Here is a 26,126-nt window from a genome sequence, read left to right as displayed (position 1 = left end):
TCTTGCATTTTTCATATTTAAAAATTCAGCTATTGTGAACCAACTTCATCACCCGATTGAGAAAATCGGGACCAGGATCATCTTTATCGGTCTGATAATTTGGATCCTGTTCGAGCCAAAGAGAGGTTTTTTTAAAATTTAAATAGTCATTATGTCCGATAACATAGTTTATTTTTGGATATTTCTTTTTGAGATAACACACCAAAAAAGCATTTGCTTTGGTTTGTGCGTCGGTTAGATCATCTTTACTGTCAATTCCACCTACATTTTCAATGCCAATTGCATAATGATTCAATCCTATGACATGTCGTGCCATCCAATGCTCCGGCATGAGTTGATAAATACTTCCATCCCGATCCACTACAAAATGGGTTGATACGTTCAAGTCTCCAGGTAGCTCCTTGATTCGTGGCGAATTTTTAGGGAATGTGGGTGGATTAAATACACGAAGAGTGGCTGCCAACGTCGGAATACACGTCCAATGCAAAACAATCATTCTCGGTTCAATTTCAATGGATTTTGAGTCAATTCCATAATGAGTTAATTGATACTGGCGTGTTAAGGCAATACGTTGTTGATCAAATTGAATTGGTGCTTGATGGATTTCTTGCGAATCATTGCAAGAAAAAGCATGAACCATAGAGCTTATAAAGAATGAGCAAAATAAGAAAATTTTCATATTATTCTTTTAATACCATAAAATAAGCGGCCACATAATCGGGTAAGTGCCGAGTTGCCTGAGCGAAAGCGCCTCTTCCTGCATAGCTACCCGCTAAAAAATCAACTTGATACTCGTTATTTTCGAAAGCGCCACCTGTGTCCGCAAAAATACCTGCGCGCGTCACCAGATTACCTGTCCGAGTAGGATATTGCACCATTAATAATTTACCCAAACCAAACTGCTCAAGATCCGCTGCAAAAGTCACCTCCGTATTCACCGTGATTTTATGATCGGCATCCTTTCCATAACCTTTGATGCCTGCCACCTGTTTAAAATACCAATAGCGCTCTTGCTGATAAGGGTTTTGGGTTTTGTCGTAGGCAATATTGTTGCAACGATGAACATTAAAGGTCTTTGTCTGGTTCTTACCAAAATCAGCAACCACAGTACCCTGCATTAGAGCCGCTTCAAGGTCTTCTCGACTCAAGTAACCCAGTGCAGGGACGTTCTTATTCGCTAAGGCCCCTTTTAGGATAGCCTGCTTTCCATATTGAAAACGTATGAGTCCAGGCTTAGCATCTGCTTCTTCTAGAGTCAGTAACGCCTCATCCTGAGGAAGACCATAAAGAGCAAAAGGAAAAGCTGCACTGCGCTTGCTTGATGCCTGAGCACGATGAACGTAATACTTAGTCATTAAAATTTTATCTTTGGGTAAATGAGCAACAAGCGGTTTTTGCGCACTCAGTGACTTGGCTTGCTCAAGATCGGGATACCATCGAATAAAATCGAAGTGTTCTTTAACAAAAGCAGGATTATTCAATTCGCGTTGATGCTGGCAAATAAACATCAGCGTAGCTTTGATTCGGGCAAGCGGGACTTTAAAAGCCTTTCCTTCATGAATCACTCGAGGATCATAACGAGTACCTTTGTTTAAATAAGCCAAGGTTTCTTTAGCCGTAGCACATAAAGCAGGCCCATTGATTTCATAACGAGCTGTTGTTGAGGGTTGAGCTGGCACAAAATGAGGTGCAGCAATAGCTCCAAGGTTTATTAATAAGAAAAAAATACCCCAAAAAACGTTTGTTTTCATCGCATACGACAACTGATTGTTAAAACAAAAGGATATCATAGATAGGTTGCTAATTCTAAAAATGAAACATGAAAAACCAGGGCTCTTATTTTCAAGAGCCCATAGTTTGTTTTTTTCTGTAGCGCACTTCCCTATGAAAAATTAAACAATACCAAACCATTATTGTCATCGCCATTACTGATATTGCAAAGCCAATCGACTACTAATCGTTGCTTATGCAAAATGGGATCAAAAAAATTCACATGTAACGTTGCGGTATTATCTTCAAAAACACTTAAGCGACCTGATAAGGTTAAGAACTCTCCTGAAGGGTTCTGGATAAAAAACTTCATGGACGTGGTCACCGTATCAATTAACTCGTTATTAACAGTCTCTTGGCCATGGAAAAAGTTAGTAAAATTAAATCGAGTGCTCGCGCCGTCTAGCTGTCTTCTTAATTGAGTCGGGAGTGCAGGGCCTGTGACCTGGCAATTATCAAAATGGATGATTGCGCGGACATCTTGCCCACTCTCAACAGCTTGCACTAACTGAGCAAAATTAGTGATATTGTTGGTGATATTATTGTTGATTGTCGTATTGAACTGCGTATTTTGAGCAATCGTCTGATTTAATAAGAGGAGACATGAAACGCCTAGTGCAACAGTTCGCCATATGCTCATTTAAATCCTCCATGATTCGTGCTTTTGCTAATAAAGCCAGCCAGATGACCAATAATAAAACTTCAAATAAATTAAGTGTACGCCCTGTTTGTCCATTTTGCCAAATTTTCTAACCCAAGATCAGAGTCTCAATCCAGATTTTAAGTAAATTTACACACTAAACCCCAGCAAACCAATCAAACTATGAACAAATAAACTATAATTAAAGCATCTTAGATGCATAATTTTTAAATTCCTCAGGAGGTTAATGATGAGATTTTTATATGAAGCAAAGGGGATAACCACCAAAACATCTCAGACAACACGTATGATACAATCCCAACAACAAACCAGAAGCATATTTACTGCAAAAAATGCTGCTGCTGCTCCTATGTATGATAACCACCTCCAAGGAGTGCCATTAATTATTTCAAACCTTAAATTTTTTACAGATACTACGTTCAGAGGAAAACCTATTGGCAAAGATTTTCTTTCTGCCGTATGGAATGAATCGGGATTCAAGCTCGGGTTTAGAGGTATGTCCTTAAGTGAATTAATGAAAAAAGAATCAAGAGCCATGTTAGGAATGGTAGGAAAAAAAGAGATCGTGGCTTATAAATCTGATGGAACCAGAGACCTAGTACAAACCAAAGCAAACCTTGCTGACCATGCATCAGATACGGCAAAAGTTCATGGGATATCGGTTTCCGACAGTATCTTCGTGGGATTTAAATTCTCCAGCTTTTTATTACCATCCACTAAAACAGTGGTCGTTGTTGATTACACCAACATCCCCGAGGATCAACAATTTTCCCCATTAGCAGAGCAATCGGATACCACTCCATCTTACTCCCCACAAGGTGAGCCCGCTGTATATACGAATGAGTATGAAAGAACGATAAGCAACGTGCCAGCATGGGCGATTCTCATGAAAATAACCCGAGATGGATTCACATTCAATGTTGACTTGAATCCTTTGTATGTAGACCGAGCCATTTTATCACCCCAGCTCCAAGAGGACTTTGATAATTTGACTGAAGAGTTTTATAAAGCATGTCGGGTCGTTCGAGATGAGATTGATCATCCAGACGTTCGGGAGTATCGCAAGAGCCTGCATAAATTTTATGAGAACTATGCGATTGAAGCAAAGCTGGGAAGCAAGCAAATACAAGCTATAAAGGAAAATTTAGAACAGTATGGTATGGGAATAGAGGATACCCCAGATACCACAGTCACCACACCTTAAACCGAAGCAAAAGTCTTCCCTATAAATTGCCAAGAAAAATTTATAGAGAAGACTTTATACACAGACTCTAATCCATGAGAAGCATTATCATATGCAGATAAGTCTCGCTTCTGCTCAGACACATAAAATTGAAGCAAAGCATGATCGAGAAACTTTATGCTGTTTATAGCACGGGAGACATCCGGTGACTCTCTGTTGATTGCTCTATTTCATTTCGAATAGCATCCAGCTGATTTTGTCCAGATTTTGCCTCAATCGCATAGCTCTCATAAAACTTGTGAAAATTTTTGCGATATTGATGCACATCTGGATGATCTACATCCTCTTTCACCACCTGACATACTTTATAAAATTCTGCGGCTAAATTATCGAGGTCCGCTTTGAGCTGGGGTGATAAAATGGCTCGGTCTACATAAAAAGGATTCACATCAGCGCGCACTCTCACTGCATCTTTGGCTAATTTCATGATAATGGCCCAAGCAGGAACTGCACTTATTATTCTTCCTGAAGGTTGCAAGGATAATGCCTTTGTTTCATTCACCGGTGTGGTTTGCGACTCATTAGGGATGTTGTTATAGTCAACCACTAATACGTCATGCATTTGGGGGGATACAAAATCAGAAAAATGAAACCCTGGTATCATGGCTTTTGTTTTTTTCGTAGCATCATCCGGGAAATGCTCAAGAAATTTTTGTTTCGTTATTTTTTTCTTTTTACCTAATGCCAAATCTTCATCCCATAATAACCCTAACAGAGTTTGTGCAGGCTTACTACCTAACTCTTCTGCCGATACCTCTCTAAATCCAACAGAAACCCCAGATTCTTTGAGAACATCGCTTACAAAATTTTGCCCAATTGGTTGTCCTCTAAACGTAGTATCCTTGAAAAAATTAAGGTCAATGACTCTTAAAGGAACATTTTTTTTGACTTTGTCAAAAGAATTACTATGAAAAAAATTATATTTCTGATTCGTAACCGCTTTATTAGTACGAAGCAAACTAAATCGTAGCATCATAAGATCACCAAACTCATCAATAAATTTTTGATTCTATATTGACTGATTGTTTATAACAAGCAGTACTATGATCAAAAAATAAACATGCTAAGCTGCTTCTGCCCCATCAAATTCAGAATCACTCGTCGTCAAACGGTTAAAATACCAAGAACTGTAAAGAGCACCTAATCCACAAAAAATTAATCCTAAAGGCAAGGCAATGAGTGATTGCATCAGTAAATAGGCACTTAAAATAGTTAATAGGGATGAGCCAAACATCCGTACCGTATGAATTATGGCCAGTGCAAGACCTGCATTTTCCTTATAGTCTGCAAGCATCATCGACATCGTAGCCGGTGCAGTTAAACTAATGCCCAAATTACAAATTAAAGCAAAAGACAATACGTATAAATTAAATTCAGAGAGATTGGCGCACAATAACATCGCAAAACCGCCACTGATGATAAACCAGCTACCAAGATAAATTGTCGAAGCCATGCTGAAATACTTACGCAGCCAAATACCTAAGTAATTTCCAACAATAATATTTAAGCCATTGATTATAAATAGAATACCGTACACTAAAGGTGAATAACCCAATTGATCGATTATAATATAGGACGAATTAATCACTGAAAGCATTACGGCGGCAAAACTAAACATCATAATGAAAGAACCACTCCAAAGTGTAGGCGATGGAATGATCTCTTGATACGCTTTGATCACTTGTTTCACATTAAAAGGCTCTTTGGGCTGAGTCCAAAATGGCGATTCCAATAATCCATGGCGCGATTTCAGTAACAGTACTAAACCGATCACGGCCATTAACATGAAATTCGCTTGCCAACTGCAATAAGTAAAAATGAGCGAACCCAATACCGGAGCCAGAATCGGAGATATTGAAACAATCATAGAGACATAGGATAAGACCTTGGCGCGCTCTACAGTATCTTCAAAGTCGCGCGAGATTGAAAATGCAACCAGATTAGCACAACACAGAGCAAATCCCTGTAATGCCCTGCCTAGAATGAGCACAAAGATATTTGGAGCAAAGGCACAGATTAAACTGGCAAGAGCGGCAATGAGTAAGCTCCCCGGCAATAAACGACGCCGTCCAAAATGATCAATAAGCGGCCCCCAAACTAATTGAGTCACCCCAAAAACAAACAGATAAATACTTAAGGTTAATTGACTTAAGTTATGTGTGGTACCAAAAAAATTTGTGATATAGGGTAGCGAAGGTTGATAGAGATCAAATGTAAGTAAAGAAAAAGCGGACAGTAAGCCAATAAATAAAATCGAGGTCTTTGGTTGCGACATAATATTCATTTTGTAAAAAAAATAGTGGGCATTATAGTAAAATCTCGATACTTTTGCTCTAAATTCGCAAAAAAATCTGGAATCAAGATTTTATCTGTCTTTCCCTTCTCCGCATGCAGAGCAGGTACCCATTAGGGCGGATGAGGGGTAAGTCGATGAATAACCCTCACCCCTAACCCTCTCCCAAAAGTGGGAGAGGGGATTTTTTAATGGAAAATATCTTGCGTCACTGCCATTAATTCAAGAAATGTCCCTTCTCCCCACGGGGAGAAGGTGCCCGCTAGGGCGGATGAGGGTGGAGTCGATGAATACCCCCTCAGCCACAAGCGGGAGGAGGGATTTTTTTAACTAAACATTTCTTGGCGCCGTGAAATACGCACCGCTATACCCAGGCTACAAAATCAGCCCTGGCGAATCAGATAATTACTGCCCGCATGAATTATTTTTTTCATCCGATTATCTTCTTCTGGATTAGGCTCACAGGCTTTAAATGCATCTTTTACTGAGGCAATACTTAGAGGTAAAACAGGCCGACTATCGGTTTCCAAATAACCGTCTTTATTCTTAAAAATAGTAAACTGGTCCGTAGCAAATTCATGGCAATCCGTTAACGTTTCATCCTGGCAAATGGAAAACTTAATGGAGCGTTCTACACGATAGGACTCACCCACTTCGTCAGCAAAAACGATATCTCCATAAACTATGCTATGGCGGGTACCGCAAAAATAATAGCCAAATTTATATTTACCATTCTCAATAACATCAGTGCGAATAAACCGTCCCTCGCCTTGAGCCAGACCATTGAGCGTCACAATATGCCGAACCTCTTCTTTGGGGTTGTTTGCAGCTACTGCCAAACCCATTAAAGTCCATCCCATGATTAACAAAACAATTTTTTTCATTTTTATTCCTTATCTGAAAAACATCCTCAAGGAACATGTCTTTAAGGATCAATAATCAACTCTAATGTCAATTTAGAAAGAAAAAATTTTAACCAAACTGACATCGCAGTCCATTATGCAAAAAAGAAAGCCTTTTGAACAGATGAAAAAAGTTGACTTTTTGCACAAAGTTTAACCTGGTGATTCTGTTAAACAAGGACAAAACTGCGTCAGTACGAAGAAGGATTGGGGACTTTTAAGCTCCCCAACCTTGAGGTGAAAACCCATTTTTATGGCTTATTTAGATGTTTTAGGCTTTGAGTTGTAGGTGAGAATGACAATCATTAATAAATGCCAGGACACCACCATCTGGGGCACAATCTTTAGGGCTATGGTGCGACTTATCAGGAATATCTAGGGAAGCACCTGCCTCTATAAGCATTTTGATCATTTCTCGATCACCCCGTACCACGGCCTTATGAAGCGGCGTTTGCCCCTCGCTATCCTGAAGATCTAGAGATGCTCCAGCTCTCACTAATGCGCGCGCGCAATCCAAATTTTTGCTATAAACGGCCCAATGCAGTGCTGTGCGTTGATAATTAGAGTCTGTTTTATCCAAATCCGGTTTCGGCATTGATTTGATGAGCACCTTAAGTTCAAATAATCGCCCCCAAGTTGCAGCTCTTCTGAGGGCCTGATCATGCACTGGACTACCCAATTCACCTCTTTTACGTAATGAAGCACAGATATTGGCGAGTTGAACTGAATCGTGTGTCTTACGTGACTCACCCAAAAAAGTAAGCAGTCTTGGTGCGAGTTTTCCACTGGCTTGATCCATAATCGTCTGGTTCGTGTCCACCAATCTGGAGCTGATAGAAGAGATTTCTAACAACTCATGGGTACGCTCCATATCAACCCGACTGAGTGGCTTGTTTGCAAAAAGCAGATTTGATAATTCGATAATCATCTTTGGCATGGCGCCAAATAAAGTGGTATCACTTGCAACCATTGATTTCACAGCAATTAAATAAGCGGCAACGAATTCGGTATTGTTTGACATATCCTGATAATAGGTCAGCTTTTTATCCCTCATCGCTTCCAAAGTACTGGTAACCCCCGTTGACAAAACCAAATCGCCTGATGAACGAGCAACTGTTTGGCGCATTACTCCATTGGGTAAGCTTTGATGGTATTCGATTGCTGGCAGTGACTTGGAAGTAGGCAATGTCGTATCATGATAATATGCATATTGGATATCCGATTTTTTACTGCCAAAATCCCCGACTAGAACATATTTATCTTGACCACTTAACTTAATGTATTGTGCGATTAATTTATAATCTTTAGAAGAATCTACTGCGGCAAGATACATAAAACCATATTTACCCGTCGGAAGAGACGCTTTCTCAGGACCATTTAATGCCGGTAAATCCTCTGCTTTAGTAATGGTAGGTAAACCTAATCGATCTTGGCCAATACCTGCACTGCCAATCAACATATCCTTATCACTAAATGAGTCATAGACCTCAGGTTGATCCTGCTTGGCTTGCATACGGTATAATGTTTGCATAAACATGTCTGCAAAGGCCGCTTGGTTTACGTTTCCTACAAATAAGAATTTGCTGTCAGGAGAGAGAACTCGTTTCACAAGATGAGCAGCTGAATGCTTACACCGATTGGCATCGATAAAGGCTACCACTGTATTTTCAACCGCATCAAACTCTTCCAAGGAAGACAGTCCAACATCAGTACCCTCTATTGAGATACGACCATTGACTGGATTCCCGTACATACTTTTAAATCGAGGAATTCCATCAAGCGTACTGACTAAAACGACATCAATATCCGTTACTCCCTTTTTCCCGAGCTCGCGGACAATATCCTTAGCAATATTACCGGCGAATGCAAAATCACCTTTTGCGGTTGGATTATGACAATTCGCATGAATAACAATAACCTTACCCATAAAATGAATCCTCTAACTGATCAATTTATAAACTATATTTTAGAACCTCAACCTTAACAAAATCTTAACGTTTAGTATTTTTTATGGTTCTTTGGGTTATTTAGATGTCGTTTTTAATTAAAAGTAATTAGATTGTATTTGAATAAATTTTTCTGATTTAAATGAAAGCGAAATGATGTTGTAGCAAATAAAATGGTCAAGTAATGAAGCATTGAGAGGATTTACTTTTCTGCATTTACCCTTCATGGTAAAATATTGTTCGTACATTAGGGGTGCCAGTTATGGCTGAGAGGATGAACCAACCCTTGGAACCTGATCTCATTCGTCTGAGCGGAGGAAAATGTGTCAATAGTGATGTTCTCAGGTGTTATTGCTTTTATTACTTCGTTTATCGGCTTATTGCCGCAAATTATCAAATCCTTAAAAACACGATCAACTCAGGATCTTTCGATGATCATGTTGATTAATTACCTCGTCTGTTCTGTAGCGTGGATTATTTATGGAAGCAGCACGGATTCCTTTTTTGTGATCAGTTCTAACGTCGTAGGCTTAATTGTCAGTTTGCTGCTTATTCTTTTAAAAAGACATTATGATGCACGATGTAATTAATTTAACAGGCTATCAATCGATTTTATGCCTCAATGGAGAATTACCTGAGTCGTCCTTTTTCAAAAGGCTGAACCTGCCCATTATCGCAGCGGATGGGGCAGCCAATAGTCTATTAGCGCGTGGAATTAGCCCGCACTTGATCACTGGGGATCTGGATTCTGTCCGACCAGCGCTCTTAGAAAACCATCCTTATCTTCATTCAGCCGATCAAAATTCTAGTGATTATCAAAAGGCGATGCATTATTTGAAAGAGAATGATTTATTACCTGCGATTATTGTCGGAATCAATGGCGGGCATTTGGATCATGTATTGAATAATATTAATATTTTCATGGAAACAAATTGTCTTTTGTATGCGCCCCCGATACGCGGCTTTGTTTTAAATGAAAATTCAAGTATGGGGTGCTCATTACCCATGCATACAAAAATTTCATTAATCGGAATACCCACAGCAACTATTTCTTCAAAGGGGCTTCAATGGGAGCTGAATCATTCGCAACTTTCTTTTCCAGGAAAAACTTCGTGTTTCAATCGAACACGACGCGCTGATATTATCTTGGAAATTCATCAAGGCTCGGTTTTGGTTTTGATATATGAGCAGATGATTGAGGATGCGGGCCTCATGTTCGCAAATTCATAAAGACACTACAATCATCCTGCATAACCCGAGTGTCGAAGAATGGTCAGCAGCCCCTAATCGATTTCAATGGAGCAATGATCTCCTGTAGTTACTAAAGTCACAATACTGTCTTTAGCGAGCTTTTGGGAACCACATAAAATATCTGGACCAAATGCTGAATTTTTTCGATAGCCAAAAATATATACCTTATTCGCAGGTCCCTTGCCTGAATAGGACTTTCCGCGAGCACCGGATTTTTTACCCTCCACAGTAAATCCTAAAGCAGCAGCTGTTTTTTCATCTGTTTTTACTTGAACGGTGATCGTATCTTTGGCAATAGCTTGAATTGAAAAAGAAAATAGAATGAACCCAATCCAATGTGTTATTAATTTTTTCATCATATAAACGCTCCTTGTTCTATGATTCTCTTAATATAACTTATTTGCGGCTTAAGGAATATAAATTCAACTAAATACTGACAATTTTCTAATTCAAGCTTGTTTCTGGTTATTCTCTTAAGAATAAATCAGTAGAGCGAGTCCGATGAATGAATTCTGTGTCTGAAATCGGTCAACACATGCAGACCTGCGTGCTGTTCTTGAATTCCAAATCATATACACTATTATCAATATATAGCCAGATGAATTCGTCTACGCATAGAATTAGAGGTTTTCAACTCTAATTGATAGAAAGGGAGGGATATAAGGTTCTTTCCAGTAGTCTTTATTAACACTTTTGTTGCCTGTTTGTTTGATGCATTTATTTTAAGATATTGATTCAGAGCGTTCCATAACGAGGCATATTGAATGAAAAAAATAAGGGTTTGTGCATTATGCTACTAAAGTTTTTTAGAGGAAAATCTCCCAGCGTCAGTCATGCGGTAGAATATGCTGCCATTTTTAGTGTTCATGAAGCCCATAAACCCAATTTATTCAAAGGTTCTCTCTCTGGTGAGCTTTGGCGTCATGAAAGCATGGGCAAAACGTTAACTTCAATCAGTGATTTTAAAAAATTACAGGAATTAACAAAGAGAGCAACGGCAAATATGATTTCCTGGGAGAAGAAAAGATCCGAGCCTCCTCCCGTGGTTGAGGTCGTATACCAAGATTGGGGTGTTACGGCGATGGAAGCTACCCAAAAGTATGCAAAAATTTATTCCATATTAAATATGGCCAATTCCCTCTATCCTGGAGGAGGGTCATTGGAAGGTGGAAGTGCCCAGGAAGAAAACATGTGGCATCGAACCACATGCGCACTTTCATTAATTGATAAAATAGTCCGATATGATAAAGATTACGAGAATGCATTTCTTTATACTCCTGAAGGCGTGGAATTGGTAGAAGGCCGAAGGAGAATGACCAATGAAGAACTCGAAATTTTAAAGAAACGTTGTAACGAAGCCTATTCACCGAACGCATGTAAAACATTCCTTAGCGATGAACCGAGAATTTGTTTTCGAGGCCCGGAAGTATTGATTACACCATCAATGGATGATTTTTCAACCAATAAGGTTGCTGATCCGGATATGAGCTTTTCATTTCTCGTGCCAACTAATATTTTTCCCTTCCGTGAATTAAGATCTGCAGCACCAGAACACTTTGCTGAATCCCATTCAAAGGCGCCAGAAGTCGTCAAAGAACACCGGGATGATTTACGACGACGCATTGCAGCACAACTAGACACCTTGATTATTGCCAACCAACCTTATGCAATGTTTGGCGCCTGGGGTTGCGGCGAATTTAAAAATGAACCCGAACTCATCGCTGAAATTTATGCTGAGGAAATTGAAAAAAGAGCCTCGTTTTTCCACCACATCATGTTTCCAATCATTGATACCCGTTCACAAAGCAAAAATTTTGATATATTTCAAAAAATATTGACTGGTATAAAACTTGGAGAGGATAGCGCACCGCAGCCTTCATCCCATATTTAAAAGCCTGCTCTAATGTGCAATGCACCCTCCCGCGACATATTCACCTGACCTTGGCAAAGAACTGCTCAAGGCCAGCCTATGCAGAATGAGAATAGCTCCTCGCTACCAAGATTACTTCGAGTTAGAGAGTTTTCTCTGTTCCTCTATTTCTATTTTCTCGTCATCACTTGCGTCAACCTCTTCTTCATTTTCACTTTTTTCACCCTTTTCTAAATCGTCCTCAGCAGGGCTCTTAATAATCGATTTAAGTAGAAGAGGTGCGACTCCATTGTTGGTAGGTGTTGACGATGTATCTTTAGAAACCTCGCTACCACCCCAGGTAACGAGGAACAAGGCTCCATAGAGGAGTTGAAATAAGAACATGACTTGCTTCACTATTTGGTCATCATGAAATACCAAACTGATTGCCAATCCCAAGATCACTGCAGAAAAAATTGCTTGAAGCCCTTGGATCAATTTTTCATTGAGGTGGGTATCGGAGCGTACTACAGCATACCCGGAGTTTAGGGTCTGGGCAAAAGCGATAGGGATTAACGCAATAGGACTTGTTGTATTATTAATTTGCATTCCTGCCTGTATTGTACTTTGCGTCACCAATAAACCGCCATTCGTTCTTTGCGTATTCCTATGGGCTGAAGAAGAGGTTGGCACGCGTGCCTGAAGACGATTTAATATGTTTGAAGTTGATCCTGGCATTTCAAAATCCTTTTAAAAAATATAAATGGGGATTAAATCCTGGCTTAATCCACTGCGTAATTGAGCTACTGAAAATGCCTGTGCATTTTTTTATTAAGGTTTTCCAGAAGCAAGTCATTATTTTAACTTGTTTTTTTTCAACTTCAACCTTAATTATAGAAGGAATTTAAGGGGTCTTAGTAGAATGATTTCTTATATAAATTCAAAACTTAATTTATAATGTGGCACGATAAAAGGATTTCTATAATTTACAATAATAAGGAGTAGTGAACATGGCTTATGAAAAACAATCTGCAACACCCCAAAAATCGGTGACTATGTATAACCTGTTAAGCTGGAGCACGGTGTATCGAGGCTACAATGCATTGGTAGCTGGGCTTGTTATGTATCAATACATCAATAATCCAGAAGCGGCAGTAATCGAGTATCTTCCGGATGTTGCAATTCATGCATTCGAAGCAATTGCCCCTAATACATTGAATAATTGGGCTGCAGGTGCCAACATCGTTCGAGGAATTCAAGCGGGACTCGGATTTTTCTCACCCAATTCTACAATTCCCAGAGTTGCTAATGGTGTTGATGTAATCAATCACGGAGTCAACACGTTCCACCGAATCTTACAATAACAAACAAAACAGATTGGTTCAGGTTAAGAAATTATCCTTAACCTGATTGCAATAGCCATACTTCTTCTCTTGTTAAGACTTATTTTCATTGATCTGTTACTATACCCCCAATAAAATTAAGCACTTTTTTTATCCTACCTGAGGTCACAAGTTGTTCTTTTCTCAACCTAAAATCAATCGTATTACATTACATTTAGAATCGACTCTTAATGAAACTTGCCGAAAGAAATGGGCATATTGTCTCGGAAAAGCTACTTCTGCCGCATTAATACCTAAACCGACGCACCTAAAAGAAATGGTTGATCCTAATAAAATTTTCAACACCTGGACTTTTTTTCGGGGAAAAGAACATTTTTCTTGGGATCTGATAGCCTTAACAGATGCTGACGAAGTTCCTGCATTGAGGGCAATTAATGCGATGATGCAATATGAGTTTTATAAAGATCTCTATCAAGGGGTGCAAGAAATAAATAAAAAGTTAAGCCAATCTCAACCAGATTACCAGTCCATTATTGATGACGCCAAAAAAATTAAAAGAAGAATAACTGTCGTTACTTCAGTACGAAGTGCCCATGAGACCATAAAAATTGAAGCAGACTCTTGGAAACAAGGCAATCTCTTCTTTGATTTTTGCAAAGGTCTGGTTGGAATAGTTCATGCCCCCCTCATGTTGTTGGTCGGTACCCTGTGTGCGATCCCTTATTATTTATCTCATTCTGAATATTGTGGAGGCCCTGAATTTTTCTTAGATACAGCCGCTTATTTTTGTGAATCAGTAAGGCAAGTGCTATTCTCAGTTTTATTTCCCCTAGCCATGTTGTATTCTGCCTATACTACCAATTCATTTAACCCATTTACTCAAGGTGAGATTTCACGTTCATTGGATGGCATTATTTCATTGGCACAAGCTGAACTGGACAAAGAAGTGGAGCAAATGGTCCATAAGGCAAGTGTTGATTAATTATAAAAACCGACCTTATTAGCCTGAAAATTTGTCTTCGAACCACTGCCTCCATCATCCGAGTGCAACAAGCAACCTCCTAATTGTGGTATTGTCTTGCCACAGGGAGCTCCCTTGTTGTCCTCGAAGTAAGGTGGAACAGGGTCCGAAGATTCCGGCATTGTATAACTAACTAGTGAAGCTTTGTTTTTCCTTTAGTGTCACCAAACAACCAATCCGCACTGACTTCAAGTTCATCGGCAATTTTTTGCATGGATTCGTCATCTAAAGCAACAACACCGTGCAAGAGCGCTTCAATTTTAAATTTAGGTAATTGGAATAATTTGGAGCATACTTGTACCCGCTCAGTCATTAACTCAGGAACACCAAGCTCATCGAGCTCCTGGTTCAAACGTTCAGTAAATTTTTTGTTTGACATGGTAGTCTCCTCTTTCGCTTTTTATCAGTTTAAAACAACTAAGCTTAAGGAGTGATTAACAACTGAAATTTAATGTTGGTTCATAATTCGTTACACGTCCTCTCAAGTACCGGGGATCTCCGCGCTGTGGCACAGAAGTAGGCTTGGGAATACCGCTGAGGCTCGGGATGACTTGAGATTCGGCCAGAAAGTAGCATGGTTATTTCAGAAAATGGCTGATTAGAGGAAGCAGAATTACATTTACAAGACCAACCAAGATCATCGCCAAGCTGGCAATTGTTCCTTCGGTTTGCCCTATTTTACGCGCCTGGGCCGTTCCTGCTGCATGGGCGCCTACACCTAAAAAAGTACCTCGTGCAAGGGATGAATTGAACGATACATACATGAGAATCAGCTCACCAATAACTGCTCCCAAGATGCCCGTAATAATAACAAAAATGGCGGTCAGATCCGGTGTGCCGCCAATGACACGAGAGACTTCCATGGCGAATGGTGTACTAATCGAGCGCGGTAACAAGCTTAGGCGTACATTTTCATCAAGGCCTAACAGAACAGCTAATGCCCAACTTGAGAGTATGGCGGTTAAACTTCCAGTAATGACCCCAATGAACAGCACGGGCCAGTGTTTACGAATCAGCGCACGTTGTTCATATATAGGAATAGCAAAGGCGACAGTAGCTGGTCCAAGTAATAAGACCAGCCATTGTGTTCCTCGAAAATAATCCTGGTAACTGACCTGCAATAGATGAATCATCAAGGCTATTAGAAGGGGGGTGAGAATAAGCGGCATCAGCCACCAAAAGGACCACCGGCGATACAATTGTTTGACAATGAAGTACAGGCTTATGGTTATAAATGACCAAAAGACCGTATGTGTCGCTGAGTTAGCCAGTAGACGACTGAACATGAGCAATTCTCCAACGATAACAGCAATCGACAACCACCGCGGTAACTAACATCACCAAAAGTGTACTTAACACAATCACAAACAGAATTTTAAGACCCAGGACACTCAAAAACTCATGATGCTCGAGGACTGCAAGCACCGCTGGAACAAAGAAAAGCAGCATATCTCCAAGGAGTAGTTCAGTGCCGCGCTTTATACTGTCTAATCTCATGCATTTGGTCATCAAAAGAAGCAAAACCACACCTAAGCCCAGGATTCCTGCAGGCACAGGCAGTTTGGTAAGCTTAACAACCAGATCGCTGGTCAGCCAAAATAGGCAAACCAGTCCAACTTGAAATAGGGGCTTTTTCACCCATTTTAATGCCATATATTCATCCGTTATGATCATTATTCTTTCAAATAAGTGTACATCTTTATTCATTATGAATAAAATGAATTTATAGACTTGTATTCATTCTATTTTGGAATACTTATGGAATTTAAACCGCTTCATACATTTATCGAGGTTGTACGCCAAGGGAGTTTTTCCAAAGCAGCCGAAATTCTTTTCACAACCCAGTCCACCGTGAGTAAAGCAATAAAACAGCTTGAGGATGAATTGGGTTTTCCCCTCATCGAGCGATTTAAGAAACGTAATGTAGCTACAAAAGCGGGCGAAATTGTTTATCACCGAGGCCTCAAACTGATTGCCGAGCGGGATGATCTTCTGAAAGAACTTGATGAGATACGGGGCTTAAAGCAAGGACGATTACGCCTCGGTATTTCTCCTGTAGGAAGCAGCACCCTTTTTGCCCCCCTTTTTGCTCGTTATAATCAGCTCTATCCAGGTATTGAGGTGGAGCTCATCGAACATGGAAGTGATAAGCTCGCAGAATGTTTGCGGGCAGGAGACATCGACTTCGCCGGGACCTTATTACCAATTCCTGAAGAGTTTGATTGTCAACCAATCCGCTCTGAACCGTTGGTGGCGCTCTTAGCATCAAACCATCCCTTGGCAACGAAACATTCCGTTTCTTTATCGGAGCTGAAAGAGATTCCTTTTATTCTTTTCGGGAGTGGCTTTGCTTTACATCGAATGATTATGGATGCGAGCCACCAAATAGGTTTCGAGCCCAAAATAGTGGCACAAAGCAGTCAAATAGATTTTATGTTAGAACTGGTTTCTGCAGGCCTTGGGGTTACGTTTTTGCCACGAATGATTGCGATGCAAAGGCAACACATCCAAATTCATTCTCTTTTACTTAAAGAAAAGGAACTTCAATGGAATATGGCAATGACATGGCGCAGAAACGCTTATCTTTCTGAAGCTGCGAAAGCATGGCTCGCCCTAGTGCGTGAAGTCCATGTGGATCACCAGCGAAGATAAGCGATGCCTTCAATTCCTGCCCTTCTCCTGCAAGCGGGTAAGGGAATTTTTAAAGTGAAAAGCGCTTATACTTACCCGCCCCGTCACCATAAGCATAGCCAGGCCTCTCCATGGAATAGCACCTATCACCATGAGGAGAGCGCTCATTGTACGGGGATGACAGAGAGGGAACACAATGTTCCCCGAGTGGAGGATGGTTATAAATTTCTTCGCTGTAGTGCATTACCCTACTGGAATTAAACCAAAATATTAAGTACCGTTATCATGAAACAAATAGGTTGAATAGCCACCATGAAAATAAACTTAAAACAGTATCTGCAAGCAATAAAAATTGTGCCCTTACCTGATAAAACCTCAAGTGAGGAGAAAATCAATTATTTAAACGCCATCTATTTTGCGCATGTTCAAACCTTTCCCTATTCAAATTTTGAATTAAGGAAAATTTCCCGGCAGCACCCTGTCTATAGAGATTCATTATCTTTTTTTAGCTATAAGAATTTACTTACCGCAGAACATGGTGGCTATTGTTTTCAATCAGCCGCCTTATTATTTGATGCATTATCACAACTAGGGTATGCTGTTTCATTTTGTGCTGCACGCGTCCTTATGGGGGCGGCGGTCAATTCACCCGAAATACTTCAGCTTCCTCTCACGCATCTGATTTTAATGGTACAAATTGATGAACAAAAATTCCTTTTAGATCCGGGCCTCGGTTCTTCGGCACCTCGATTTCCGATACGGATTACAGGAACAAATGAGCCGATTACTCAAAATGAGGATGAATTCAAGTTTCACTCGATTGATAACGTTTATGTGCTCGAAAAAAAGACAAGGCAGGGATGGCTTCGCTTAATGCAGACTAATTTATGCCCTATCAGTCAAGAAAAAGCAGCCCTGAATTTACTCAAACTGGAGCGTTATCCCTTAGCCATTGGAATACGCGATTCTAAAACTGTAATTGGCATCATAACCGAACAGGGTCGTAAATCATTAGCTTGGGATGCCCAATCGAAACACTTGAAATTCTCTAAAAGCGAAGGAAATGATTCCATTCAAAAAATAGTGACTGATTTTGAAGAGGCACATCAACTCCTGGTTGACGAATTCAATATTGACCATATTTCCGCTGAAGATTTGGAAAGTTACTGCACAGAAACCATATTACCACAACCCATAAAGCCTTGGACCATCAATTTTCCTATTGATCAATTGGAACAAACCGAAATGGAAAAAAATCTAAAATTTACATGATGAGTAGTACAGAAAAACGAATAGATCCTGATTAGTGCAATCGCTTTCAACTCAGTAAGCACTGAAAAATATGCTATACTTATTGTCGAAATATCAGTCAATAAGGATTGTTTAATGACAAAAAAGAGGAGGAAATGCAACTCCTAGGAAGGAGTTACCAGTTCAAGGAGAGAGCCATGGACGATAGAAATCATGATGATACACGCCAGCGGATTGTTGCTATTAATGGCAAACCTTTTTCACAAAATATTGCTTTAAAAGGAATGGATTACATAGAGCAAGAGCTCAAAAAAAAGATGGACTTACGTGAGTCGATCAATGCGGAAAAATTAAAGCATTATACCACCATTTTTAACCCTTTAGCGAAACTCATTTATGAAGATAAAGAGGCACAAAAAAGTCTCAAGGAATTGCGGAAAATATCCGAGCATTCAAAGACTAAATTAGTTTTACCCACCTATCCTAAAATAAAACCCAAAATAAAAAGTGGCTCATTGCTTATTGTGACCGCCCCTCCTTATGATTTTGAATGGACCTTTGACTCCTTAGTTCATGATAATACAGGAGGCCAAGCAGAGGCATCTAAGGCAGATGGTCGCTTTATCGCTGACTACAGTGTTTTCAGTGGGGGGACCGCATTGGGCGCTTCCGGTGTGGGGATATTTTTTAGACCAATTGCAGAGAGTACCTGGGTTCGTTTTTCGCCCTTTATAAAATACAGTTTTGCATGGCACGATTGGTCCAATTTGGGCCCTACTGCACATAGTGATGGCTATCTTGCAATTCGGATCATTAGTTTTGATTTTAATGGTAATGATGTTCGGATTGAACAAGATCCCCGCTTTCAACTATGGAGTGATGGAACCGGTTGGTCTGAAGATCACTCCAACTCAGATGACGACGAATTATTTCCCGTAGCCCAAAGTACACTTTATTTTCAAGCAACGAGTGATCGTTTGTATAACTTATGGGTGTGGGGATACTCGGATGGCGACGGAACTGATGGTGATGTATTCTGGAGTAATTCCTGGGGAAGCCTGAAAGTATTTGTACCGTTTGCGGCAATTGAACAATGGAGTTAGCTTCGCAGATTTTATCTCAATTTTAAAAATTGATAAGGATTTGTTGTCCTTTCACTTTGAGAAATTTCTTACACGAATATGAGATAAAAAAGCGATGATAATTGAGGACAGTTTGTTATGCTTAAAATCAACGAGGAATGACAGTGGATGTCTTACAGGGAATTTATAGCATCATGGAAGAAGCTATACCACAAGGATGTGGTGACTCTCCTCGTATTAGTCTGCATAGAAGTCTGATTATGCCCATTAATCAGACTTAATTTTTTTATTTCCACTAGACTCACAAGCCCATAATTTACTTTAGATATTTAGATTGAGAAGACCTTCATGCAGCAGACCTTCCTGTTCCCCTTTGGTCCGGCGAGTGCTGTAGGCCTCTCTACTGAGTTAGGATCTGATGAAAGATGTTCCATTGATCTTCAGAATATTTAACCCCCCTCTATTTGCTCAATGCTTATTTTATTTTGGTCAATTTAATTCCTGTTTATATTCATTTTAGGTAAAGCATATATTTAGGCAACACCAAGCCCAAATTATCATCTTAAAGCCCAAATAATATCTTGACTAGAGCTCATTTGTAGTACATCTTATACCAACTTTACCCGCTCGAGCCAAAAGATGATCATTAATGAGCTATTTAACTGGCTTCATGCCAATGAAGAATTACTTCATCTTTCCGATCACTACCTTTCCAGAGATCTTCTCGAATCAGAACAAATCCAAGCAAAAACAACACACCGAAGACTTTTGGCTGAGGTACGCATTGCCAAATTAAATAAACAAAAAACAGATGAGCTCATAGACCAATTAGAACAACACCAAGTGTTTATGGATTATCTTGAATTTTGCAGTCAAAAATTTGTTGAAGATTCGGCAAGTTCTATATTTTTAATCACGTTGAAATACCTATTATCTAAATCTCAACCGGAAATGCCGTATCTGGGCGCTCGATGGAATGAATTATTTTTTGCCTTATTGAAGACAAATAAAAACAAACTCCTGTCTTTTTATCAAGGCAATGAAGCTTTATTTAAAAATCATCCAGAAATTCAAAAACGTGTTGTGCTTGAGTTGCATGAACTAAAACATAAGGAGGCAATTAAACGAGTTGAAAACCATTTAATTCGTTTAACCGAACAATTAGCCAATCAAAAAAATCCACTAGGAATCATTGGATTATGTCGAGAATGGGTCAGCGAACCCGAATTGTTTGCTGCATTAATACTCTGGCTTTTACAGCGTAATGTCACCACGAAACAAATTCTGCAAACCTATTTATTTCATGACTTTCTCAAATACCATTTATTTACTTTGTACTCGGAAGACAATGAAATTTTTCACTTATTTGCTCTACTCAATCACTTTCCGGAAACCAAGCCCCTCCTGGAAGCAGCGAAACAAACACGAAGCGATGAGCCAGCATTTCAGCACTATGCACTCGACGGAACTTTGAGCAAGAATGAATTAAAGGATATTCCTCGAACAGATTCCCCGTTGCAATTTTCCTTAAAACCAACCAATTTTTTAGCGTTACACAAACTCTTTGGCCAACAATTTCTGATCGCGGCAATCACTTCAGAGGAACAAAAAAATTCAAAATGGTTACACACCTTAAACCATACCTTAAATCAACCTGAAGTTATTGCGCATGAGTTACCTATCATTATTCCGATTGTTGCTCGGGAATATTCTCCTCAAACCTTGGAACACTTAGCTCATTTAATCGATGATGATAGCGCACAACAACTTTTATCCAATAATGAAGGTGCAGTATTTTATCTATTACCCTATAAACCGAAGCTTTTAGAGCATATCAATGAAGAACATGTGACTCGCTTCATTCAACAAATCACCGAGGAACATACCTCGGATCCCGAAATTATTTTTCAGTTGATGGCCTTATTTTCGATGTTGTCTAAGGAAAAAAATCCAGTGACTCAACGTGTATTTGAGGCAATTCTCGATAACCTTGCGCTCCATCCGATGCTGCTGGAGGACGAAAAATTACTGCGCCGGTTAAGAAAATACCCAGATTGCGGGCGAATCATCGACCAAAAAAGTGAAGCCATAAAGCAACACCTGAATTCGTGCATTATCGCGCAAACGAGCCAATCTGCATGGAGTAGTCACAATTATCATCTCATCGAAGATACCTGGCTTCATGCAACTCGCAAACTGAGCGTATTGGATTTAATCAAACCACAAGCAAAGTACGAACTCGATAACAAATATGCTTTGCAAGCAAAAGTAGCTCAAGCCGCCTTCCTTTGTCACGGGCAACATTTTGATTTAAATGCCTTTATCGATGCCCTGTCTTTAAGTCCGGTAGTTGCTGATGAAGTCAGTGAGTACGAACGGGTTTTGATTGAAATTCTTGCCGTCATCGATGATGAGTTCATCAGAAAACAAATTCTTAAACATTTAGAAGATGAGCCGATACGACGACTTAATTGGGCAGCAAAAGAATATGAAGGCAAAACAATTTTTATCAAAGCGGCACAACATGGCAATTTGGGTTTAATTGCTCTTTTAGAAGATCAAATTGCCCCCAACGCATTGAATCAAGCGATAAGAACTGCGGCAAGATCAAATCAATGGCGCGTTGTAGATCATCTTTGTCGAAACAATAAAACACAATTGAGCTCAGCTGAGCTCGAAAAAATAATTTTCCTGGCAGCAGAACAAGGCCAGTTAGAGGTTATCAAGTATCTTTTAAACAGCTATGATTATGAGCCATCCTCAACGGAACTGATGCAGATTCTCAATGCGGCAATTACCTATGATCAACTGGGTATTATTCAATTGTTTTATGATTCTGCGGATAATATGCCCAAACAATCAGGGATTAATAAGCTGTTTCAGGCAGCGATTGAACTAGGGCATTGGGATATCGCCCTATTTATTGCTCAATCAGAGGACAACCCCCCATCCCTTGTGGCAATTGAAAAAGCATTGACCCACGCCGCAAATACCATGCAGCTGGAGGCTATGAAAAAACTTTGCCTTTTATCAACTAATTCCCCTCGGGCGCAGACCATTCAGCGCCTATTTATAAAAGCGTGCCAAGATGGTAATTTAGCCGTGGTTCAAAGCCTTTGTGAGTCTCCTAAACACTTACACCCAGCACTACTTGGAGAAGCCTTAGCACAAGCAAGTATCTACGGGCATATGGACATTATCAGTCATTTATGTCATTTATCCCCTAACCCACCAAACCAATCTTCAATAAACCATGGGCTGGTAGCGGCAGCAAAAGCAGGAAAACGAGAACCTGTTCAATTTTTTTGCTCCATGACTACCCCAAATCAGCCGACCCAGCACGGTGTCAATCAAGCATTGCTGGAGACTGTGAAAAATGACCAGGTAGAACTATTTATTGCATTATGTCGTTCACCTCAGCATGCTCCAAGTAACCAGGCTATAAGAGAGTCATTTTTGCTCGCAGTGAAAATGGGAAAACTGGATAGTGTTGAATGTATCTGTACTTATGAAATGAGCGCGCTCAACCAACGTACTGTTGAGAAGGCATTAATTTTAGCAGTAACACATAAAAAACCCGATATTGTTCGTTATTTATGTGAACGTTCAACCCATTCACCGGAAAAGAAATCATTAAAAATAGCTGTTAATAAAGCAACGGCAAGCAATCAAACTGAAGTGGCTGAATACTTGCGTGAACAAGTGCGAAGTCAAACCAATGCTCAGAAAAAAATAGACCATGAACTGGATAATCATTCAGGGACTCCCAGCGATTCAGAGTTTGGTCCCTTTGCAGAGTTTGATAATCATTCCGAAACGGATATTGAGATTATCAGCAATCCAGGAGAGGATAATAACAACGCAGAAAATAATCACCGCTTACCCGTTGATCATCGTATAGCAATTGAAGGCCACACTGAGGTGAATCAAAATATTGAGGTTAGCGCATCATTAAGGTCTCATGGGCTGTTCAATACGAAAAAACAACACCATACAAGTATTCCATCAGTAGATTTAGGGGCAAGGCATAGCTTATGTTAATAATGGGGTTGTTTTAACTGTTATCCTGAAAGCAAGTCCTGTTTTGCAGTTAATCGACCCAACGAAAACGTCACAAGTTTAATCTCAGGGTTCTCATTGGCTTGTGACCAATGAGTTACATCTCCATGGAAAACTGCAAATCATCGTCCTCCTCATTTTGTTTCTGCGCTAGAGTTTGAGCCATATGCTCTTGTTGTTCAGAAGGTATTAGAATAGCAGCATTTTCTTTGAGTACCTTAAGATTTTCTTGCAAAGTTGTTAGGTTTTTTTCGGATTGATTAAGAAATTGTTGCGTCGATTTGAGCCCCTTAATTTGCTCGTCTTTTGAATCCAAATCAGTCTTTAACGTTGTATTCTCCCTTCTTAAGGTTTCGATTTCAACAACTAATCTTTCCCGAGTCTGCGATGCCAATTCATAGTCATCACATAGTTTTTGCGCCGCCTCGATTGATTTTTGGGGTACAAGTAATAAGAATAGACTCTTAAATGGTCCAGGGCTCTTATCGGCAATAAACTTACTCCAGCCTCCAGGTTCCTTAGGAATGGGGGTCTTATCCAATATTCTTTGCTTACTATCAATTGTTCGATCGGCCTCTGTCTTCCTATTTTTTATTTCTTGATTTTGTTGTTCTAGCGGCTTAAGAGCCACCACCTTCGCCTTCATTTCTTCGATCTCTGCCAAAACCTTGGGAAGTGATTTTTCAAATTCCGCAATTACTCTAAATAAGTCGTCGTCGGTGAGAAAATCTAAAACAGAATGTTTTATATCAGTACGCCGGCTAACAATTTCTGCTTGCCAGACAGCCTTTTTTAAAATATCAAATGCGTTATAGCAATCGTAGCTGATATATTCTTCATCTAAGCTTAGAATGCTACGTATTGCGTTCTTCAATCGTAAACGCACATCTTTATTGAATCCAGATAGCCTGGACAGAGGACTTGCCATTTCAATTATCTAATATTGGTTGGATTGTACAATTTTAGCACATTAATCCTTAACGCTTTCTTAAGTTCATACTTCACAAAACAGGACTGTTACCCAATACGAAATAGCTCCTATACTCAATATATGAGGGATAACGAAAAAAAAGATTAGGAAATTCAATCAGGGACAGGACCGAACGGGAGATTTTTATGACCTATTGCATTCAAGCGGCTATGTTTCGTTTACCCATTCCTTATTTGAATCGTTTTGTGCATGACTTTTGGATTTTAAGAGATCTGGAGCGAAATACGGTAATCGCCCAATTGCATGGCCTTGCTATGTCACGAAGTACTGGATGCATTGTCCCTATTGGCTACCGCAGAGACCATAGTTTAAGGGCATTTGGCCTTACTTATGATCCCCGGTTCGCGCATCAACATGGTTTACCACTCAGTTCTTTTGCACTGCCTATTCATGCCTACTTCACCATGTATCAAAAAGAGGATTGTGTGCACCATTGGTTACGCGCAATAAACGCGGTGAAGGCAATTAACGACTTGGATCTTGATTATCCATTCGCTGGATTCACTATTCCTTTATCTGCCACTATTAATAGTAATTCTATCTATCATACTTTTGCGCAAGTAATGGACGTACCCTTACATGCTTTCGACGGCTTTTTCCATATTGGGATAGAAGCTTCCGTATATGACCAAATTAAACCTCACTTATAAAGCAATCAGACCGTAGTGAGATTAATCAAAGGCGGGCTAAGCTCAGGGCAAGCGGCTGGTTGAACTTTAATCCTGTTAATAACCCAGCGAGGTACGGCTTACGCCCAACCCAGGCCCCCTATTTACAGCGCAATAACGTCTGTTTGTGAGGGCACTGAATAAATGCCCATGGTGTTTGTATCATTTGAAAAAGTGTCCGTCATCCCTAGATTATTTGCGGGTAAGCCATCTAAAAGTACATTAAAGGCACCCGTTAATGGGGTCACTAAAGCCATAAATGTTCCTGAAAGAACGCCTCCCATGGTCCCCGCTTGATCTCCATTCGACTCAGGAATAATAGTTCCTGTATTACAGCTTGGGGATGCGTTGATTAAAACCGTGGGCACGAAATCAACACACATCAGCCAGGTACCAATATTCATAAACGGGTTAGGCGTTCCGCGCGGGGGCATTTTGCATACATCAATGGGGCCCGGAGTCATCACCTCGCCACCTATCATACACGCCATTGTCATTTTATTTATCCTAACTGAACTTGTTTCGCCGCAATCTTTGCATCACCCTGAGCATAAATTTCCATTTCCTCACAATCAATCCGATAGCTGTGTTGTACAATACTTCGTAAGTGACCTACTAATTGATGCTCGAGTTCATTGATTTGCTGATAGAGACGTATTGCTTGCGTATTAATTGTGTCACTAATCGTTTGAATGTACTGACACATCAGGTTTAATGATTGATAGGAAAAGTTAAGTACATCCCCGTTAAATGAAGCATTTTTTATTGAGAATGCCCCTTGGTTGCAATCAATATTTTGGGTGGACGAACTTAAATTTATGCTTTCTTGAGCAACCAGATGAATATGAGGCGCATTCAATTTCAAATCATGATGCTCGCCAATAAGACTCACGTGCTCCCCTAGTTTCATGGTCACAGGAGCGGGTTTTGGACGATGGATAATCGACAAAATATAATAGTTATTTGCCTCTTTGAACAACAACACTTCATCATCAACTATAGGGGTGATAACGCATGAAAATGCAGGTTGAGCATTCACTAAATGACCTTGAATCAGGATATGATATTCATCGTCTGAAAAAAATTTAATTTTCCCTTTCACTAATTCACCCTGAGTGCCAGTAATTGTTAATTCAGGTTCAAGCATGATGGACTCCTTTTATTT

At 39.9% G+C, this 26,126-nt stretch carries 26 protein-coding genes and 1 riboswitch; of the genes, 11 read left to right on the top strand and 15 right to left on the bottom strand.

Going from position 1 to position 26,126, the window contains the following annotated elements:
• Nucleotides 1-25 precede the first annotated feature (25 nt).
• From OQJ13_RS10470 to OQJ13_RS10460, 3 genes are all read right to left on the bottom strand, one after another.
• A complete protein-coding gene (locus OQJ13_RS10470; RefSeq protein WP_265710794.1) occupies nt 26-679 on the bottom strand; it encodes an N-acetylmuramoyl-L-alanine amidase in 654 nt (217 codons plus the stop codon).
• A 1-nt stretch (nt 680) separates the two neighbouring features.
• Entirely contained in the window at nt 681-1,751 is a 1,071-nt protein-coding gene (locus tag OQJ13_RS10465; RefSeq protein ID WP_265710793.1) for a hypothetical protein, read from the bottom strand.
• 131 nt (nt 1,752-1,882) lie between these two features.
• Nucleotides 1,883-2,410 (bottom strand): hypothetical protein, encoded by a 528-nt coding sequence (locus tag OQJ13_RS10460; protein WP_265710792.1) that lies wholly within the window; start codon nt 2,408-2,410, stop codon nt 1,883-1,885.
• A 247-nt stretch (nt 2,411-2,657) separates the two neighbouring features.
• On the opposite strand from OQJ13_RS10460, the gene OQJ13_RS10455 reads away from it, so the two are divergent.
• Nucleotides 2,658-3,635 carry a hypothetical protein gene (locus OQJ13_RS10455; RefSeq protein WP_265710791.1) on the top strand — a complete coding sequence of 326 codons (978 nt, stop codon included), beginning with the start codon at nt 2,658-2,660 and terminating at the stop codon, nt 3,633-3,635.
• A 163-nt stretch (nt 3,636-3,798) separates the two neighbouring features.
• Here OQJ13_RS10455 and OQJ13_RS10450 read toward each other — a convergent pair whose 3' ends face one another.
• From OQJ13_RS10450 to ankY, 4 genes are all read right to left on the bottom strand, one after another.
• Complete coding sequence (locus tag OQJ13_RS10450; protein ID WP_265710790.1) at nt 3,799-4,650, bottom strand: hypothetical protein; 852 nt, start codon at nt 4,648-4,650, stop codon at nt 3,799-3,801.
• An 87-nt stretch (nt 4,651-4,737) separates the two neighbouring features.
• A complete protein-coding gene (locus OQJ13_RS10445; RefSeq protein WP_265710789.1) occupies nt 4,738-5,949 on the bottom strand; it encodes a multidrug effflux MFS transporter in 1,212 nt (403 codons plus the stop codon).
• Nucleotides 5,950-6,350: 401 nt separating this feature from the next.
• Nucleotides 6,351-6,851: a hypothetical protein gene (locus OQJ13_RS10440; RefSeq protein ID WP_265710788.1), complete on the bottom strand. Its 501-nt coding sequence runs from the start codon at nt 6,849-6,851 to the stop codon at nt 6,351-6,353.
• Between the two features lie 289 nt (nt 6,852-7,140).
• Nucleotides 7,141-8,796, bottom strand: a complete 1,656-nt coding sequence (gene ankY / locus OQJ13_RS10435) for a Dot/Icm T4SS effector AnkY/LegA9 (RefSeq protein ID WP_265710787.1) — start codon at nt 8,794-8,796, stop codon at nt 7,141-7,143.
• 258 nt (nt 8,797-9,054) lie between these two features.
• A riboswitch (TPP riboswitch) is annotated at nt 9,055-9,152 on the top strand.
• On the opposite strand from ankY, the gene OQJ13_RS10430 reads away from it, so the two are divergent.
• Together OQJ13_RS10430 and OQJ13_RS10425 are read left to right on the top strand one after the other, a co-directional pair.
• The gene (locus tag OQJ13_RS10430; protein ID WP_265710786.1) at nt 9,139-9,405 is read left to right on the top strand and encodes a SemiSWEET family sugar transporter; all 267 of its coding nucleotides are present in this window, start codon (nt 9,139-9,141) and stop codon (nt 9,403-9,405) included. It overlaps the preceding riboswitch by 14 nt.
• Nucleotides 9,389-10,045 carry a thiamine diphosphokinase gene (locus tag OQJ13_RS10425; protein WP_265711926.1) on the top strand — a complete coding sequence of 219 codons (657 nt, stop codon included), beginning with the start codon at nt 9,389-9,391 and terminating at the stop codon, nt 10,043-10,045. The genes OQJ13_RS10430 and OQJ13_RS10425 overlap by 17 nt, the downstream gene beginning before the upstream one ends.
• A 53-nt stretch (nt 10,046-10,098) precedes the next feature.
• Here OQJ13_RS10425 and OQJ13_RS10420 read toward each other — a convergent pair whose 3' ends face one another.
• Nucleotides 10,099-10,425: a hypothetical protein gene (locus tag OQJ13_RS10420; protein WP_265710785.1), complete on the bottom strand. Its 327-nt coding sequence runs from the start codon at nt 10,423-10,425 to the stop codon at nt 10,099-10,101.
• 431 nt (nt 10,426-10,856) lie between these two features.
• On the opposite strand from OQJ13_RS10420, the gene OQJ13_RS10415 reads away from it, so the two are divergent.
• Entirely contained in the window at nt 10,857-11,957 is a 1,101-nt protein-coding gene (locus OQJ13_RS10415; RefSeq protein ID WP_265710784.1) for a poly(ADP-ribose) glycohydrolase domain-containing protein, read from the top strand.
• A 111-nt stretch (nt 11,958-12,068) separates the two neighbouring features.
• Here OQJ13_RS10415 and OQJ13_RS10410 read toward each other — a convergent pair whose 3' ends face one another.
• On the bottom strand, nt 12,069-12,653 hold the full coding sequence (locus tag OQJ13_RS10410) for a hypothetical protein (protein WP_265710783.1): 585 nt from the start codon (nt 12,651-12,653) through the stop codon (nt 12,069-12,071).
• 272 nt (nt 12,654-12,925) lie between these two features.
• Between OQJ13_RS10410 and OQJ13_RS10405 the strand changes: the two genes are divergently transcribed.
• Together OQJ13_RS10405 and OQJ13_RS10400 are read left to right on the top strand one after the other, a co-directional pair.
• The gene (locus tag OQJ13_RS10405) at nt 12,926-13,279 is read left to right on the top strand and encodes a hypothetical protein (protein WP_265710782.1); all 354 of its coding nucleotides are present in this window, start codon (nt 12,926-12,928) and stop codon (nt 13,277-13,279) included.
• A 151-nt stretch (nt 13,280-13,430) separates the two neighbouring features.
• Nucleotides 13,431-14,240: a hypothetical protein gene (locus tag OQJ13_RS10400; RefSeq protein ID WP_265710781.1), complete on the top strand. Its 810-nt coding sequence runs from the start codon at nt 13,431-13,433 to the stop codon at nt 14,238-14,240.
• Nucleotides 14,241-14,412: 172 nt separating this feature from the next.
• Here OQJ13_RS10400 and OQJ13_RS10395 read toward each other — a convergent pair whose 3' ends face one another.
• The 3 genes from OQJ13_RS10395 to OQJ13_RS10385 form a co-directional block, all read right to left on the bottom strand.
• Nucleotides 14,413-14,658: a hypothetical protein gene (locus tag OQJ13_RS10395; RefSeq protein WP_265710780.1), complete on the bottom strand. Its 246-nt coding sequence runs from the start codon at nt 14,656-14,658 to the stop codon at nt 14,413-14,415.
• A gap of 199 nt (nt 14,659-14,857) precedes the next feature.
• On the bottom strand, nt 14,858-15,565 hold the full coding sequence (locus OQJ13_RS10390; protein ID WP_265710779.1) for an LrgB family protein: 708 nt from the start codon (nt 15,563-15,565) through the stop codon (nt 14,858-14,860).
• Nucleotides 15,543-15,932 carry a CidA/LrgA family protein gene (locus OQJ13_RS10385; protein ID WP_265710778.1) on the bottom strand — a complete coding sequence of 130 codons (390 nt, stop codon included), beginning with the start codon at nt 15,930-15,932 and terminating at the stop codon, nt 15,543-15,545. Before OQJ13_RS10385 ends, OQJ13_RS10390 begins: the two co-directional genes overlap by 23 nt.
• Nucleotides 15,933-16,037: 105 nt before the next feature.
• Here OQJ13_RS10385 and OQJ13_RS10380 point away from each other — a divergent pair, with 105 nt between their 5' ends.
• From OQJ13_RS10380 to OQJ13_RS10365, 4 genes are all read left to right on the top strand, one after another.
• Nucleotides 16,038-16,931 (top strand): LysR family transcriptional regulator, encoded by an 894-nt coding sequence (locus OQJ13_RS10380; RefSeq protein ID WP_265710777.1) that lies wholly within the window; start codon nt 16,038-16,040, stop codon nt 16,929-16,931.
• 291 nt (nt 16,932-17,222) lie between these two features.
• Nucleotides 17,223-18,182, top strand: coding sequence for an arylamine N-acetyltransferase family protein (locus OQJ13_RS10375; protein WP_265710776.1), 960 nt, complete (start codon nt 17,223-17,225; stop codon nt 18,180-18,182).
• A 176-nt stretch (nt 18,183-18,358) separates the two neighbouring features.
• Nucleotides 18,359-19,264, top strand: a complete 906-nt coding sequence (locus OQJ13_RS10370) for a hypothetical protein (RefSeq protein ID WP_265710775.1) — start codon at nt 18,359-18,361, stop codon at nt 19,262-19,264.
• Between the two features lie 618 nt (nt 19,265-19,882).
• Nucleotides 19,883-23,284: an ankyrin repeat domain-containing protein gene (locus OQJ13_RS10365; RefSeq protein WP_265710774.1), complete on the top strand. Its 3,402-nt coding sequence runs from the start codon at nt 19,883-19,885 to the stop codon at nt 23,282-23,284.
• A gap of 115 nt (nt 23,285-23,399) precedes the next feature.
• Here the strand turns inward: OQJ13_RS10365 and OQJ13_RS10360 are convergent, their stop codons facing one another.
• Nucleotides 23,400-24,230, bottom strand: a complete 831-nt coding sequence (locus tag OQJ13_RS10360) for a hypothetical protein (protein ID WP_265710773.1) — start codon at nt 24,228-24,230, stop codon at nt 23,400-23,402.
• Between the two features lie 188 nt (nt 24,231-24,418).
• Here OQJ13_RS10360 and OQJ13_RS10355 point away from each other — a divergent pair, with 188 nt between their 5' ends.
• Nucleotides 24,419-24,943, top strand: a complete 525-nt coding sequence (locus OQJ13_RS10355) for a hypothetical protein (protein WP_265710772.1) — start codon at nt 24,419-24,421, stop codon at nt 24,941-24,943.
• Between the two features lie 122 nt (nt 24,944-25,065).
• Here the strand turns inward: OQJ13_RS10355 and OQJ13_RS10350 are convergent, their stop codons facing one another.
• Together OQJ13_RS10350 and OQJ13_RS10345 are read right to left on the bottom strand one after the other, a co-directional pair.
• The gene (locus OQJ13_RS10350; RefSeq protein WP_265710771.1) at nt 25,066-25,458 is read right to left on the bottom strand and encodes a PAAR-like domain-containing protein; all 393 of its coding nucleotides are present in this window, start codon (nt 25,456-25,458) and stop codon (nt 25,066-25,068) included.
• Nucleotides 25,459-25,463: 5 nt separating this feature from the next.
• Nucleotides 25,464-26,108 carry a DUF3540 domain-containing protein gene (locus tag OQJ13_RS10345; protein ID WP_265710770.1) on the bottom strand — a complete coding sequence of 215 codons (645 nt, stop codon included), beginning with the start codon at nt 26,106-26,108 and terminating at the stop codon, nt 25,464-25,466.
• Between the last annotated feature and the right edge of the window lie 18 nt (nt 26,109-26,126).

This window comes from Legionella sp. PATHC035, assembly GCF_026191115.1.
Classification (GTDB): Bacteria; Pseudomonadota; Gammaproteobacteria; order Legionellales; family Legionellaceae; genus Legionella.
The sequence above is the reverse complement of the archived record's forward strand: the minus strand, read 5'-3'. Positions and strand labels throughout refer to the sequence as shown.

Bases quoted from the DNA above. Each gene is read 5' to 3' on its own strand.
- OQJ13_RS10410 (WP_265710783.1), bottom strand. From the start codon at position 12,653: ATGCCAGGATCAACTTCAAACATATTAAATCGTCTTCAGGCACGCGTG.
- ankY (WP_265710787.1), bottom strand. From the start codon at position 8,796: ATGGGTAAGGTTATTGTTATTCATGCGAATTGTCATAATCCAACCGCA.
- OQJ13_RS10460 (WP_265710792.1), bottom strand. From the start codon at position 2,410: ATGAGCATATGGCGAACTGTTGCACTAGGCGTTTCATGTCTCCTCTTA.
- OQJ13_RS10380 (WP_265710777.1), top strand. From the start codon at position 16,038: ATGGAATTTAAACCGCTTCATACATTTATCGAGGTTGTACGCCAAGGG.
- OQJ13_RS10455 (WP_265710791.1), top strand. From the start codon at position 2,658: ATGATGAGATTTTTATATGAAGCAAAGGGGATAACCACCAAAACATCT.
- OQJ13_RS10425 (WP_265711926.1), top strand. From the start codon at position 9,389: ATGCACGATGTAATTAATTTAACAGGCTATCAATCGATTTTATGCCTC.
- OQJ13_RS10440 (WP_265710788.1), bottom strand. From the start codon at position 6,851: ATGAAAAAAATTGTTTTGTTAATCATGGGATGGACTTTAATGGGTTTG.
- OQJ13_RS10360 (WP_265710773.1), bottom strand. From the start codon at position 24,230: ATGGCAAGTCCTCTGTCCAGGCTATCTGGATTCAATAAAGATGTGCGT.
- OQJ13_RS10350 (WP_265710771.1), bottom strand. From the start codon at position 25,458: ATGACAATGGCGTGTATGATAGGTGGCGAGGTGATGACTCCGGGCCCC.
- OQJ13_RS10385 (WP_265710778.1), bottom strand. From the start codon at position 15,932: ATGGCATTAAAATGGGTGAAAAAGCCCCTATTTCAAGTTGGACTGGTT.
- OQJ13_RS10470 (WP_265710794.1), bottom strand. From the start codon at position 679: ATGAAAATTTTCTTATTTTGCTCATTCTTTATAAGCTCTATGGTTCAT.
- OQJ13_RS10395 (WP_265710780.1), bottom strand. From the start codon at position 14,658: ATGTCAAACAAAAAATTTACTGAACGTTTGAACCAGGAGCTCGATGAG.
- OQJ13_RS10415 (WP_265710784.1), top strand. From the start codon at position 10,857: ATGCTACTAAAGTTTTTTAGAGGAAAATCTCCCAGCGTCAGTCATGCG.
- OQJ13_RS10405 (WP_265710782.1), top strand. From the start codon at position 12,926: ATGGCTTATGAAAAACAATCTGCAACACCCCAAAAATCGGTGACTATG.
- OQJ13_RS10420 (WP_265710785.1), bottom strand. From the start codon at position 10,425: ATGATGAAAAAATTAATAACACATTGGATTGGGTTCATTCTATTTTCT.
- OQJ13_RS10370 (WP_265710775.1), top strand. From the start codon at position 18,359: ATGGACGATAGAAATCATGATGATACACGCCAGCGGATTGTTGCTATT.
- OQJ13_RS10365 (WP_265710774.1), top strand. From the start codon at position 19,883: ATGATCATTAATGAGCTATTTAACTGGCTTCATGCCAATGAAGAATTA.
- OQJ13_RS10345 (WP_265710770.1), bottom strand. From the start codon at position 26,108: ATGCTTGAACCTGAATTAACAATTACTGGCACTCAGGGTGAATTAGTG.
- OQJ13_RS10355 (WP_265710772.1), top strand. From the start codon at position 24,419: ATGACCTATTGCATTCAAGCGGCTATGTTTCGTTTACCCATTCCTTAT.
- OQJ13_RS10445 (WP_265710789.1), bottom strand. From the start codon at position 5,949: ATGTCGCAACCAAAGACCTCGATTTTATTTATTGGCTTACTGTCCGCT.
- OQJ13_RS10450 (WP_265710790.1), bottom strand. From the start codon at position 4,650: ATGATGCTACGATTTAGTTTGCTTCGTACTAATAAAGCGGTTACGAAT.
- OQJ13_RS10375 (WP_265710776.1), top strand. From the start codon at position 17,223: ATGAAAATAAACTTAAAACAGTATCTGCAAGCAATAAAAATTGTGCCC.
- OQJ13_RS10465 (WP_265710793.1), bottom strand. From the start codon at position 1,751: ATGAAAACAAACGTTTTTTGGGGTATTTTTTTCTTATTAATAAACCTT.
- OQJ13_RS10390 (WP_265710779.1), bottom strand. From the start codon at position 15,565: ATGTTCAGTCGTCTACTGGCTAACTCAGCGACACATACGGTCTTTTGG.